Source organism: Streptomyces sp. E2N166 (genome assembly GCF_003671715.1).
Taxonomy (GTDB): Bacteria; Actinomycetota; Actinomycetes; order Streptomycetales; family Streptomycetaceae; genus Streptomyces; species Streptomyces thinghirensis.
Genome location: NZ_RAIF01000006.1, coordinates 228,843 through 242,169, shown reverse-complemented (window position 1 = coordinate 242,169; position 13,327 = coordinate 228,843). Strand labels below are relative to the sequence as shown.

Genomic DNA, 13,327 nt, shown 5'->3' with positions numbered 1-13,327 from the left:
CCGATCCTGCTGCTCGACGAGGCCACCAGCAACCTCGACGCCCGCAACGAGGCGGCGATGCGCTCGGCCATCGACACCGTCTCCAGCGACCGGACCCTGCTGGTGGTGGCACACCGGCTGGCCACCGTCGTGGACAGTGACCAGATCATCGTTCTGGAAGGCGGCCGGGTCGTAGCGGCCGGCAGCCACGAGGAACTGACCGAGACCAGCCCGCTCTACCACCAGCTCGCCACCCACCAGCTGCTGGTGAAGTAGCGGCACCGCGGCGTGTGCCCGTGGAGCCGGGCACGAAGGTGGGGCGCCCCCTCGGGGGCGCCCCACCTTCGCGCTTCTCCCAGTCGGTCAGCCCATCTCGGGGAAGCTCAGGGTGCGGTAGACCGTGACGTCGCCGGTCAGCTCCTCGCAGGCCTGGGCGGTGGCCGCCAGCCGGTGCGGGTAGGCCGGGTCGGCCGGATCCAGCAGAATACCCAGGGTTGTCCCGCTGTGGCTGGTGACGATGCCCAGACCGCCCACGTCACGGCAGACGTCGAGCAGCGGCGCCAGCGTCCACTTGTGCCGGAGCATCTGGTTGAGCTGTGCGCTGCGGGTGGCGACCGCCCCCACCGCGGCCAGGTCATGGCGTGCGACCGCGACGCTCAGCCGCTCCAGGAGGTCGGCGTACTCGCGCTTGTGGGCCGCGGTGAAGGGTTTGGGAATCCGGTTGAAGTCCACCGTGTCCACAGCCCCGCCCTCATCGACGCTCACCACCACCATCGGCGGCAACGAGCCCAGACGCGAGAGCAGCCGCACACTGCGGTGCTGGAAGGCCACGATCCCCGGGTACAGCACGCCGTCAGTCGGCTCGATACGCGACAAGTAGACCTCGATGCGACGCGGCGGCATCGCCACCCCCAGCGCGTTGCCCACGGCCCGCGCGGTGGCCACCAGATCGGCCGAGGAACTCGCGAGCCCCTTGCCCTCCGGCAGCGTGCTGTCGATAGTCAGGCGGCCGCCGACCGGCGACGGCAGGTCGGCCAAGATCATCGAAACCAGCCGCAGCGCCTTCTCCTTGTGCCGCGGCACGACATCCAGGGTCGCTGGATCGTCGCTGGTGCGGAAGGTGGCCGTGGCCCAGCGGGTGATCGGCAGCGTCACCAGGAAGTCACCTTCCGCACGGTCGGGCCGGTCGGGCAGCGCTCCCTGAAGCAGCTCACCGAAAGTGCCGTAGGTGCTGCTCACGCCCACGGCTCCCGCCTGCGGGCTCCGCGGCGCGCACCGGACGCCCTGTTCGGCTCCGGTCGTCATACCTGACCCTCCCCGGCCTTCAGCGGAACTCTGCATCCAGCCCGTACCAGCGCGGCACAGGACCCGGGCCGGGTGCCGACGAAGTAGTGCCCGCCGTCGGGCAGCTGACGGCACCGTACGCGCTCGGCGAGCTGGAACCAGTCGCGCCAGCGCTCCCCGGGGCTGGCCGTCGTGGGATCGTCCGCGGCGACCACCACGTCAAGCGGGGTCCTGATGCGCTGGCGGGACCTGCCCTGGCGCATCGCGGCCAGATGACGGCCGGAGGTCACCACATCGTGCCGGTAGGCGGCCGCGACCGCCTCAGCCCGTTCCCGCTGGTAGCCGTCCAGCTCGATATAGGCGCTCTCGGTGCGCAGCTGGGCCAGGACGCTCTCGTCGTCCGCAGCCTGGGCGGCCACCGTGTCGGGGCCAGGACGCGTGCTGTCCAACAGCAGCCCGCCGACGAAGATCTGCTCCGCGGCCTGCCCGGCGGCCTCCAGCAGCCGTGTGGTCTCCAGTGCGTGGGCCGCGCCCGAACAGTGCCCCCACAGCAGGACGGGGGTGCCGATCCGGTCGAGGATCTCCGCGCATACCCGCTCGGCGACCGCGGGCACCCCGGCCAGCGGCTCGCCGTCCGGCACCAGGTCGTGGCCGGGCAGCTCGACGCCGTAGACCGCGATACCGTCTGCTTCCAGCGTTCTGGCCAGGGTCCGGAAGTTGACCGCGTTGCCGCCCGCGTAGGGGAAGCACACCAGGCTGTGGTGGGCGCCGGGCACCGTGGACAGCGGCTGCAGCAGAGTGGCGGCCTTCGGCCGCCGGCCCGCGCCCCCGTTCTCCAGGACCTCCGCCATGGTGCGCAGGACCGGGTAGTGCAGGAGCTGGCTCATCGACAGCGCGCGGTTCAGCCGGATCTGCAGCCGTACCGCGGCCAGCGACGTGCCGCCGAGCGCGAAGAAGTTGTCCTCCCGGCCGATCCGCTCCAGCGGTACGTGCAGTACCTCCGCCCACAGCGTGGCCAGGCGCTGCTCGGCCGTTGTGGCGGGGGCGGAGACGGCCAGCCCGCCCTGGCCCAGGGTGCCGGCCAGGCGGGTCAGTAGCCGCTTGTCGACTTTGCCGTTGCCGGTGAGCGGCAGCCGCTCCAGTCGGTGGAAGAAGGCCGGAACCATGTAGGCGGGCACCTCGGCGGACAGCTCCGCGCGCAGCTCCTCGTTCTCCGGGGCGGTGCCGTCCGATCCGCCGGTGTGGAACGCGACCAGTCTGGGGTGTTCGCCGGCCACCCGGTCGATGACCACCGCGGCATCGCGTACGCCCGGGGCGGCCCGCAACCGGTTCTCGATCTCCCCGAGCTCGACGCGGAAGCCACGCAGTTTGACCTGGTCGTCGCGGCGGCCGAGGAACTCCAGCCGCCCGTCCGGCAGCCACCGCCCGAAGTCACCGGTGCGGTACATCCGGGCGCCCGGGCGGAACGGATCGGGCACGAACGCCTGCCGGGTGCGTTCCTCGTCGTTGACGTAGCCCCGGCCGACACAGACGCCGGAGAAGATGATCTCGCCGGGCGAGCCCAGCGGCACAAGCGCCAGATGCTCGTCCAGCACGTAGACGTGGACGTTGGGCAGCGGGCGGCCCACCGGTACGAAACTGGTCTCCGGGGTCCGCGTCAGCGCCTCGTGCATCGTGTCGTCGGACACCTCGGTGGCACCGTAGGCGTTGATCACCGTGATGTCCGGGTACAGCGCGAACCAGCGCCGCACCAGCTCCCTGCGCAGCGGCTCCCCGGTCACCGACAGCGTCCGCAGCACGCCCAGCGCCCGGGGCTCCTGCTCAAGACGGGCCAGCAGCACCTCCAGATAGGAGGGCACGACCTGCGCGGCCGTGACCCGTCCCGCCACGATCTCGGCCACGAAGGCATCCACGTCCTGGAGCACCTCGGTGTCCACGATCCGGGTGCTGCCGCCGACCAGCAGCGGCGCCGCCAACTGCCACAGGGAGATGTCGAACCCCAGGGAGGCGGACTGCGCGACCACCGTTCCCGGGCCGTCCTCGGCCAGACCCATGTCCTCGATCTTGGCGTACAGGTGGTTGAGCAGCCCGGCGTGCTCACACACGGCACCCTTGGGTTCCCCGGTCGACCCGGAGGTGAAGTAGACATACGCGGCCTGCCCCGGCCGCACCCGCACCAGCGGATTCGTGGCCGCGCCGACCGGGGTGCCGTCTGCGACGGGCAGCACCGTCCGGTCGCCCGCGATCCGGCGCGCCCACGTCTCGCTCTGCTCGTCGGCGAGTACGAACCGGCACCCGCTGGCCTCCAGGCAGGCGGTGATCCGGCCGTCGGGCAGGTCGGTGCCGACCGGGAGGTAGACGCCCCCGGCCTTGAGGACGCCCAACACGGCGGCGGCCCAGCCGAAGCCCCGCTGTGCGGCGACGGCCACGGTGGCCTCGGGGCCGAGGCCCGCGTCGATCAGTGCGTGGGCGAGGCCGTTGGCACGGGTGTTCAGTTCGCCGTAGGTCCACAGGCGGTCCCGGTGGCGTACGGCGACCACGTCCGGGTTCTGCCCGGCGACGCGCTCGAAGACCTCGGTGACCGTGGCGTCCGGCCGTTCAGCCCTGCGGCCGGACAGCCCGTACAGTTGCGCCGCCACCTCCTGCCGGGACAGCAGGCTCACCCGGTGGTGCGGGCCGTCGGGGTCCGTCGCCATGGCGCGCAGCGCCGCACGGTGGTATCCGGCCAGCCGTTCGGCGAACTCCCCGTCCAGGGCGCCCCGGTCGTACCCGATGCGCAGGAACGGCCCCGACTCGTCCTCCTCGGTGCCCAGCCGCAGTACGGTACCGGCCGGGAGCGGTCCAGCGCCCTCGCCCGCGGTACCCGGGGCGATGAGCACGATCTCGCCGAGGGCGCGGACTTCCGTGGCGGTCTCCCGTGCCGCCGCCACCCGGGAGGCCAACTCCCGCCAGGGGGAGTTCTCCACGTTCACCCGCAGCGCGCGCGCCGCGGCACCCGCCCCGCCCGGTGCGTATCCCAGCAGCAGCTCGCGCTCCGCCGTGACCGTGGCCAGCACCCTTATCTGAAGGGTCAGCCACACGTCCGCCACGGTCACGCCGCACCCGTCGGCCACCTCGCGCACCGGCCCGGCGGGCAGCCGGGCCACCCACTCGTCGGCGCCTGACCGCTGCCCGCCCGGCGTGACCCACCGGGGGGCCTGGGTGAACGCTTCGGAACTCACCCGCGCTCACCGTCCACCGCCGCGTCGCCGTCCGTGGCCGCGTCGCTGTCCGTGGTCGCCGACAATTCGATCCTGATCAGCCTGGCGGCCGCCTCGGCACGCTCGCTCGCCTCGTCCGCCCCCGACCCGGTGGCCACCACACAGCCCAGCCGGTCCCGGAAGCTGTGCGTGATCTCCACCCGCCGGCCGGGCGTTGCCGTGCAGTGCGTGTACACCACCCCCGGGCTACGCTCCGCCTCGGCCAGCCCGTGTACAGCCGTGATCTCGCCCGGACACCGCACCGTCACGAAGCGCACCGCTGCGTGCCCGGACCCGCCGGCCGCCGCCTGGGCCTGCTGGCCGCTGACCCGCGCGATCACCCGGTCGATCAGGTCCACGCCGCGGGCCGCCCGGACCGCGGCCGGGATCATTCCCCCGGCCAGCCGCGGGTTGACCTCGATGACCACCGGCCCGCCCGGGCCGAGGCGCAGTTCCACATGGGCCGCACCCCAGCCGAGCCCCAGCGCGTCCAAAGCCCGCTGGGCCGTACGGCCCAGCTCCGCCTGAACGCTGCAGGCGACCGGAGCCGGCACGTCATGACCAGTTTCGACGAAGAATGGCTCAGCACCGAGCCGTTTGCCGACGACGGCCAGCACCTCACGGTCGAACGTCTCCACCGAGAACTCGGGGCCGCTCACGGCACACTCGACGAGAATCTCCCGCGGCACTGGCGCCCCGCGCTCGTCCGCGGTGCGGGACAGCAGAGACCGCGCCCACCGGACCACCTCGGCACGGTCCACACAGAGCCGCACCCCCACCGACCCCGAGCCGCTGACCGGCTTGAGCACCACCGGGTACCCGAGCTGCTCCGCCGCCCGTACCGCCTCAGCGGTCTCCGTCACGGCCCGGAACCCGGGCACCGGCACACCGGCGGCGTCCAGCAGTTCGCGCTGCCGGTCCTTGCGGCGGCACCCGGCGACGGCGTCGCCGTCCGGCGCCGGCAGCCCCAGCTTCCCGGCCACCGCCGCGGCCGGCGCTATGAAGTACTCGGAACTGCTGGTGACCCCCGCCAGCCCGGCCCCCCGCTCCGCCAGCTCCGTACAGGCCCGCAGCACCGCGTCCAGATCGTCGGTGTCCATCTGGACGGTGTCCACCGCGTCCGCCGCCGCGTACGGATACCGATCCGGAGACCTGGCCAGCAGGACCGGGCGCAGCCCGCGTACCCGCGCCGCGGCGCAGAACTCCCGCCCGCTCCCGGTGGTGTTGCTCTCCAGCAGCACGAGCACCGGCCGGGAATCGCCCGCCCGGCCCACCGCCCCCGCCGCGCTCGCCGTACCCGCGCTCATGGTCTCCCGCTCCCGTCCGTCCCGGCCAGCAACTCCACCACGGCCTCGTCCAGCTTCCGTCGTGCCACAGCCCAGGACTCCCGCCGCCCGAGCAGCCATCCCGCGTGGTCCACGAGCGTACGGCGCTCCGCGTCGAAGGAGGCGTCGAAGACACCCGGGCCGCCTCCGTAGCGGTGCTCGGCCGTCACCTCATCCAGCGACGGGACGCCACCGGCCGGCAGGTCCGCATCCGAAAGCCGGGTGGAGCCGGACTCGACGGCCCGGCGCACCGCGGCGCCCACCAGGTGGTGCGCGGTACGGAACGGCATCCCCTGCCGCACCAGGCGGTTCGCCACCACAGTGGCTGTCACGAAGCCCTCCTCGGCACGGGCGGCCATCCGCTCGGGCACTGGGCGCCCGCCGCTTACCAAGACCTGGGCGAGCAGCACCGACTCGACGGTCCCGGACAGCGCGTCCCACACGTCGCTGACCGCCTCCGTGCCCACCTCGATCGAGTTGGTGAACGGCGTGGACTTCATCGAGGAGGCCGCGCCCGTCCAGGCGCCAATGGCCGCGCCCGCCCGGCCCTTGACGTGCTCAAGCAGGAACGCGTTCCGCTTCTGCGGCATCGCCGAACTCCCGCCTACCAGCCGTTCGGGGAACTCGACGAAGCCGAACTCCTGCGTGCTCCACAACTGCAGGTCCGTGGCCAGCCGACTCAGTGTCAGCCCCACGCCCGCCGCACCCGCGACCGCCCGCAGCGCCGTGTCACGACTCGCCACCGCGTCCATGGCGTGCGCCGCCGGGGCGGCGAACCCCAGCAACTCCGCCGTACGGGCCGGGTCGATGGGCAGATCCGTACCGGAGACCGCTCCGGCCCCCAGCGGGCAGCGGTCCAGCTCCGCTAGCGTGTGCCGCAGCGCACCGATGTCCCGGCCCAGCGCCGTGGCGACCCCGGCCAGGTAGTAGCCGTAGGTGACAGGCATGGCGGGCTGGAAGTGGGTGTAGACGGGCATCACCACATCGTTGTACGCCCTCGCCCGGCACAGCAGCACGGCCTGGAGCCGCAGTGTCTGGCTGAGCAGCTCCGCCAGCCCCTCCCGCAGCCGTATCGCGGCCGTGGTGGCCTTGATGTCGTTGCGCGACCGGCCGGTGTGCAGCTTGCCCCCGGCCTCCGGGCCCAGCACGGACACCAGGTGGGTCTCGTACATCATGTACAGGCCGCGCGGCATGGGACGGTGGTGCAGCTCCTTGAAGCGGTTCTCCCGCAGCCGGGTGACGTGCCGCAGCAATTCGGCCGCGTCCCGCACCGGCAGCAGCTTCCGCTCGGCCAGCATGACCACATGGGCCAGATCGATGATGGTCAGCAGCTCCAGCTCGCCGTCGATCACCGCCGGCTCGGCGGTGCCGAACACGATGCTCCTGGTGCGCGCACCCAGCGTGGCGGTGAGCCGGCCGGTGTCCGCCTGGTCTCCCGCTGCCACCCCGGTGCCCGTCATGACACCGCCTCGGCCACCGGCAGCCGGCCACCGGGGGCAGAGCCTGTGACCTCCAGATAGCTGCGCCGCCGCCAAGCCATACGGGTCCACCGGTCACCGGCGGACCCGGGCCGTGCGACCTCCAGCGGCTCGGAGGGCAGCGCGGACAGCGCGAAGCCGTTGTCGGCCAGCCACCGGTCGTCGTAGACGGTGGCCTGGTAGCGGTAGCCCTCGTCGGGCAGCATCACCACGCACAGCTCGTCGGGGTGGGACTCGGCCCACCACCGCGCGGCCAGAAAGGCCGCACCGCTCGTCGGCCCCTGGAACAGCGCGTGCTGCGCGTGCAGCTGACGCGTCGCCAGGAACGCCTCGGCCGCTGTGGACCAGTGCACCTCGTCGAACGCCGTGTGGTCCAGGTTCCGCGGCCACAGGCTGTTGCCAAGACCGCGCAGCGGCCGTGGGCCGTCGGACTGGCCGAACAGCACACTGTTGTGGGTATCCACCCCGATCGCCCGGGTGTGCGGAGTGGACTCCCGCAGTGTCCCGACCGTTCCGCACATGGAGCCGCCCGAACCGACGGGACCCACGACCGTGTCCACCTGTCCCAGCGCCTTGCTGAGCAGCTCGGCCACGGCGGCATACGACCGCGGGTTGTCGGGATTGCTGTACTGCTCCGGGCAGAAGGTGTCGGGGTGCTCCTCGCGTATCTCCGCGAGCCGACGCAGCCGCGCTTCCTGGAAGCCGCCCACCGGAGCCGGGCTGGTGCAGACCTCGACCCGCGCGCCCAGATCGCTCAGCCGGCGGTGCAGATGGACGTCGATCGCCGGATCGCTGACCAGGACGAGATCACGCTTGAGCAGCGCGGCCTGCATGGCCAGCCCGAGACCGAACGTCCCCGATGTCGTCTCCACCACCACGGTGTCGGGTCCCAATTCACCGCGCTGCAGCGCATTGTGCAGAATCGTACGTGCAGGCAGAAGCTTCATCAGAGTGAAGACCGCACCGTACAGATTCCTGCCGAGCCGCACGATCCGCGGCATCATCTGCGCCTCGGTTATTTCCTGGAACACTGGCATGGATACCGCCATTGTCTGGTCCATTGTGAGTAGGGGGCTACTGGGCTATGGGCAGCGAAAAGAACTCGATCATGCACTTGTTCACCGTGGAGGGATCCTCCAGATAGCCGTAGTGCCCACAGCCGGCGACCTCTTCAAACGTCGCTCCGGGTATGGCATCGGCGACCTCACGGCCCAGACGTGCGGGGGTGATCAGGTCATCTGAGAAGGCGACGACATGGCAGGGCACCGAGATATCGGCATACGCCCGCAGCCGGTTCTCCATTTTGCTGAGTTCGAGCTGCGCACGGTTGCCGGGACCACCGGGCGCCGTGAACTCGAACACGTCCAGCCAGTCCAGCATCGCCTGGTCGTCTTCCAGCGTCCGCGGCGAGAGATTGAGCAGCGCACGCACCACGGCCCGGTACCGGGGTGGCAGGACCACCCCGGCGTCGTGCAGCTCGATCTCTGCGCGGGTCAGCGCACCGCGTGCCCTGTCCACCCGGCCCCGGGTGGCCATCAACACCACCTGCCGCAGCAGGTCCGGCCTGGAAAGCGCCAGCTCCTGCGCCACATGAGCGCCGAGCGACGTGCCCACCACCCGGCAGGGCGCCAGGTCGAGCCGCTCGATCAGCCCGGCCACGTCGCCGACCATGTCCGCGACGCTGAACCCCTCGGGGCACTCCGAACTGGGCGGTATACCCCTGTTGTCGAACGTGATCACCCGGTAGCCCGCGGCGGTCAGCGCGGGTACCTGATGGAGGTGCCACACGCTGTGGCTGCCGCCCGTGCCCTGGATCATCACCACCGGCTCACCCGAACCAGTGTCCTTGTAGTGGAGCCGAATCCCGTTCACCGATAGGACGGGCAACCTTTCCTCCTTCGTGCGCCGTTCGGTCGTCCGGTCAGTTCGCCGGCGTATCCGAACCCTCGCCTTCCATCGCCGCGACCAGACTCTTCGGGCGCATGTCCGTCCAGTTGTCCTCCACGAACTTCAGCGCCGCCTCGTGGCTGGACTCCTCAAGCGCGACCTGCCACCCGGCCGGAACCTCGACGAACGTCGGCCACAGTGAATGCTGTCCCTCGTCATTGACCAGAACCAGGTAGGTGCCCTCGGGGTCCTCGAAAGGGTTCGTGCTCATGAACTGATGCCTCCTTGACAAGCGTCCGACGGTGGAGAATGAGCGTGAGCAGAGTTTCAGGACGTGATATCGGATCGATATCCGACCCGACGACGACCTCGGGGACGGCCTGGGGACGGTCTAGGAGAGCTCCCGCCAGTCACTCTCCAACTGCTCGATCTCGCTCTGGTCGAGCAGCGACAGCGAGACGTCGGACGGTGTCATCCCACCCGCGTCGGGCTGCCGCGCATGCTCCGTCAGGCCCTCCAGGGCATCGAACCAGAGCCGGGCCAGACGCTGGACATCCGCCTCGTCGAGCAGCCCCCGGGGCCAGCTCCAGGACGCGGTCAACTGCGGCCCGCGGGGCCCGTCCTGAGTACGGGCGACCAGGTCCACCTTGTACGCCATCGGCATCCGTGGGTCGGAAGCACCGAACCCGCCGGCCGAGTTCAGCTCCGTCCAGTCAGGAGCCCGGAAGGTCCCGGCGTCCTCGGCCGCAGCCGTGGTGAACCTGCCCAGATAGTTGAAGCTGACCTCAGGCACCGGCAGCCCGGCGAACTCGGCAGCGGCCTGGGGGTTCCTGTAACGGACCAGTCCGTAGCCCATCCCCTTGTCCGGCACCGCCCGCAGCCGCTCCTTGACGTGCTTGAGCACGGACCCAGCCGCCGGACCGCCGGCCAGGGCCTCCGCGATCTCCCGCTCGTCACCCAGACCGGTGTCGAGCCGAATCGGATGATGGCTGGTGAACCAGCCCACCGTGCGGGACAGATCGGCACCGGGCGAGACCGACTCCTCCCGGCCGTGCCCCTCCAGATCCAGCAGCACACTGTCCCCGCCACCGCCACCGCCACCGCCACCACCACGACGCCACCGCGCCCACGCCAGCGTGAACGCCGCCAGGAGCACATCGTTGACCTCGGCGTGGAACACCTGCGGCACCCGAGTCAGCACCGCCTCGGTGACAGCGACCGGCAGCCGCAGACTCAGGTGCCCCGCGTTGTCACGAACGTCCCGCTCGGCGTCCAGGGGCCGACCACCCAGCGGCATGGCAGGGCCACCCAGCATGTCTCGCCAGAAGGCGGTCTGCCCAGCCCACTTCGGCTGGACGGCCGCCTCTGCGAGCGCGAGAGCCCAGCCCCGCATGGATGTACCGACCGGCGGCAGGTCCGGCACCCGGCCCGACTGAGCCTCCCGGTACGCCTCGGCGAGATCCGGCACCAGGATGCGCCACGACACCCCGTCAACGGCCAGATGGTGGATCAGCACCAGCAGCAGCCCGGGCGCGGACGCCCCCTGGTCGAACCACACGAACTGCGTCAGCTCGCCGCGTGTCGCATCCAGTCGCTGCCGGGCGGCACTCGTCTCCTCCGCAATCAGCGCACGGCGAGCCGCGTCATCCAACTGTGCCGCGTCAACCCGCGACACGCACGCGTCCGCGGACACGGCACCACGAGGAGCGATGTCCAGGAACTGCTCCTGACCATTCCGGGACAGCCGTGCCCGCAGCGCGTCGTGCCCGTCAAGGACCGCCTGCACGGCGGAAACCAGCGCCTGACCGTCGAGCCCGGCGGGCACCTGCACCAGCCGCGACTGGTTGTACTGGCCGACGGGCCCACCCCGCTCCAGCCACTGGCGCATGATCGGAGTCAGCGGCATGGGCCCGACCCCGGCCCCGGCCGCCTCGACCGGGGTCTCGGGCGCCTCGGTGACCACCGTCGCGAGTGCCGCGACCGTCTTGTGCTGGAACACATCACGCACGGACAGCTCCAGACCCGCACGCCGTGCCCTGGCGACCAGTTGGATGGACATGATGCTGTCGCCACCCAGCTGGAAGAAGTTGTCGTCGATGGTGACCTGGGGGAGGTGGAGGATGTCGGCGTAGAGGCCGCAGAGGATTTCCTCGCGTGGGGTGCGCGGAGGCCGGCCGGTCGTACGGTCACCGTAGTCGGGTGCGGGCAGCGCCCTGCGGTCCAGCTTTCCGTTGAGTGTCAGCGGGAGAGTGTCCAGAGCGATGAAGGCTGCGGGGACCATGTATTCGGGAAGTTGCGAGCCCACGTGGGCGCGGAGTGCCTCCTGGCTGACTGGTCTCTTGGTCACGGTGTAGGCGACGAGTCGTTTGTCGCCGGGCTGGTCTTCGCGGAGGATGACGGAGGCCTGGGTGATGGCCGGGTGCGTGGCCAGTACGGCTTCGATCTCTGCGGGCTCGACGCGGAAGCCGCGGAGTTTGATCTGGTCGTCGACGCGGCCGAGGAATTCCAGTTGGCCGTCGTGGCGCCAGCGTACGAGGTCGCCGGTGCGGTACATGCGGGTGCCGGGTGTGCCGTGGGGGTCGGCGATGAAGCGGTGTGCGGTGAGTTCGGGGCGGTTGAGGTAGCCGCGGGCGAGGCCGGAGCCGGCGATGTAGAGCTCGCCGCCGGTACCGGGGGGAACCGGCTGGAGGTTGGTGTCGAGTACGTAGAGGCGGGTGTTCCACAGGGGGCGGCCGATGGGGACGGTGCCGTGTGGTTGTGGGTCGTTGGGGGTGATGGGGTTGACGCTGGAGAAGACGGTGGTTTCGGTGGGTCCGTATTCGTTGGCGACAGTGATCCCCGGGCATGCTTGGCGTACGCGGTGGACGGCGGTGGGGGAGACGATGTCGCCGCCGGCCCAGATTTCGCGTATGCCGGTGAAGCATTCGGGTCGTTCTTCGGCCAGGACGCGGAAGTAGCCGGCGCTGACGAACAGTGCGGTGACGCCGTGTCTGGTGATGGTGTTGGCGAAGTCGGTGGGGGTGAGGTGGCCTGGTGGGGCTGTGACGATGCGGCCGCCGGTGAGGAGGGGGGTCCAGATTTCGAAGGTGGAGGCGTCGAAGGCGTAGGGGGAGTGCATGAGGACGCGGTCGTGGTTGCCGGTCCGCCAGTAGTGGTCGGCGGCGAGGTGGACGACGTTGTGGTGGGTGTTGGTGACGCCTTTGGGTGTGCCGGTGGATCCGGAGGTGTACATGACGTACGCGATTTGCTCGGCGTTGGTGCGTACGGCGGGGTTGGTGTCGGGCTGGTTGCCCGGTGACGGGGTGTTCTGGTCGATGCGCAGGACGGGGATGTGGACGGGGAAGCCGAGGTGGTTCTCCGGTCGGTCGGTGAGCAGGGCTGTGGCGGCGGTGTCCTGGAGGATCCATGTGGAGCGGGCGGCGGGCTGGTTGGGGTCCAGTGGTACGTAGGCGCCGCCTGCCTTGAGGATGGCCAGGCTTGAGACGACCAGGTCGCTCGAGCGTTCTTGCAGGACCGCGATCCTGCCCTCGGGTGGCAGTCCGAGTCGCAGGAGTTGGTGGGCGAGGCGGTTCGCCCGGGCGTTGAGTTGCTGGTAGGTCAGCTCCTCGTCTGCGGTGACGACCGCGACCGCGTCAGGGGTCCGGGCTGCCTGTTCCTCGAACAGGGCATGCACGCTCGACTCGGACGGATAGACGGCGGCCGTGTCATTGCGCAGGTTTACGAGCTCGTTCCGTTCGGCCGGGTCGAGTATCTCGGCACGGTCCACCGGCCGGTCAGGGTCGGTGATCACCGCGTCCAGCAGCCGCACCAGACGGTCTGCGATCGCCTTGGCGCTTGCGGGCTCGAAGATGTCGGCGGCGAATTCCAGGGAACCGTGGATTCCGTCGGGCGTGCCCTGCGGGCCACGGGACTCGCGGAAGGAGAAGGCAAGGTCGAACTTGGCCATGTGAGCACTTACCGACTCGCCCTTGATGCCGAGCCCAGGCAGCTTGACTACGGTGCCCAGTGCGTCGTGTCCGATGTTGTTGAGGGTGAGCATGACCTGGAAGAGGGGGTGGTGGGCGAGGGTGCGGGTGGGGTTGAGGTGTTCGACGAGGCGCTCGAAGGGGAGGTCCTGGTGGGCGTAGGCGTCCAG

The 13,327-nt window shown here is 70.7% G+C and carries 8 protein-coding genes and 1 pseudogene; 1 reads left to right on the top strand and 8 read right to left on the bottom strand.

Annotated elements, in window-relative coordinates; translation table 11 throughout:
- A pseudogene (locus tag EBH09_RS01305) lies at positions 1-255 on the top strand (ABC transporter ATP-binding protein); the annotation flags it as partial.
- An 87-nt stretch (positions 256-342) separates the two neighbouring features.
- Here the strand turns inward: EBH09_RS01305 and EBH09_RS01300 are convergent.
- From EBH09_RS01300 to EBH09_RS01265, 8 genes are all read right to left on the bottom strand, one after another.
- Positions 343-1,218 (bottom strand): kinase, encoded by an 876-nt coding sequence (locus EBH09_RS01300; RefSeq protein WP_238697139.1) that lies wholly within the window; start codon positions 1,216-1,218, stop codon positions 343-345.
- Positions 1,219-1,280: 62 nt separating this feature from the next.
- Positions 1,281-4,484 (bottom strand): amino acid adenylation domain-containing protein, encoded by a 3,204-nt coding sequence (locus EBH09_RS01295; RefSeq protein WP_121745206.1) that lies wholly within the window; start codon positions 4,482-4,484, stop codon positions 1,281-1,283.
- Positions 4,481-5,809, bottom strand: a complete 1,329-nt coding sequence (locus EBH09_RS01290; RefSeq protein ID WP_121745205.1) for an ATP-grasp domain-containing protein — start codon at positions 5,807-5,809, stop codon at positions 4,481-4,483. The genes EBH09_RS01295 and EBH09_RS01290 overlap by 4 nt, the downstream gene beginning before the upstream one ends.
- The gene (argH, locus tag EBH09_RS01285) at positions 5,806-7,287 is read right to left on the bottom strand and encodes an argininosuccinate lyase (RefSeq protein WP_121745204.1); all 1,482 of its coding nucleotides are present in this window, start codon (positions 7,285-7,287) and stop codon (positions 5,806-5,808) included. The genes EBH09_RS01290 and argH overlap by 4 nt, the downstream gene beginning before the upstream one ends.
- Positions 7,284-8,342: a cysteine synthase family protein gene (locus EBH09_RS01280; protein WP_238697138.1), complete on the bottom strand. Its 1,059-nt coding sequence runs from the start codon at positions 8,340-8,342 to the stop codon at positions 7,284-7,286. Before EBH09_RS01280 ends, argH begins: the two co-directional genes overlap by 4 nt.
- 37 nt (positions 8,343-8,379) lie before the next feature.
- Positions 8,380-9,192, bottom strand: a complete 813-nt coding sequence (locus EBH09_RS01275) for an alpha/beta fold hydrolase (RefSeq protein WP_121745202.1) — start codon at positions 9,190-9,192, stop codon at positions 8,380-8,382.
- A 34-nt stretch (positions 9,193-9,226) separates the two neighbouring features.
- Positions 9,227-9,463 (bottom strand): MbtH family NRPS accessory protein, encoded by a 237-nt coding sequence (locus tag EBH09_RS01270; protein ID WP_121745201.1) that lies wholly within the window; start codon positions 9,461-9,463, stop codon positions 9,227-9,229.
- A 120-nt stretch (positions 9,464-9,583) separates the two neighbouring features.
- The coding region (locus EBH09_RS01265) for a non-ribosomal peptide synthetase (protein WP_193776062.1) at positions 9,584-13,327 on the bottom strand (3,744 nt) is incomplete at its 5' end.

Excerpts from the sequence above, each read along its gene's own strand:
- EBH09_RS01290 (WP_121745205.1), bottom strand. The coding sequence starts at position 5,809 with ATGAGCGCGGGTACGGCGAGCGCGGCGGGGGCGGTGGGCCGGGCGGGC.
- argH (WP_121745204.1), bottom strand. The coding sequence starts at position 7,287 with ATGACGGGCACCGGGGTGGCAGCGGGAGACCAGGCGGACACCGGCCGG.
- EBH09_RS01280 (WP_238697138.1), bottom strand. The coding sequence starts at position 8,342 with ATGCCAGTGTTCCAGGAAATAACCGAGGCGCAGATGATGCCGCGGATC.
- EBH09_RS01270 (WP_121745201.1), bottom strand. The coding sequence starts at position 9,463 with ATGAGCACGAACCCTTTCGAGGACCCCGAGGGCACCTACCTGGTTCTG.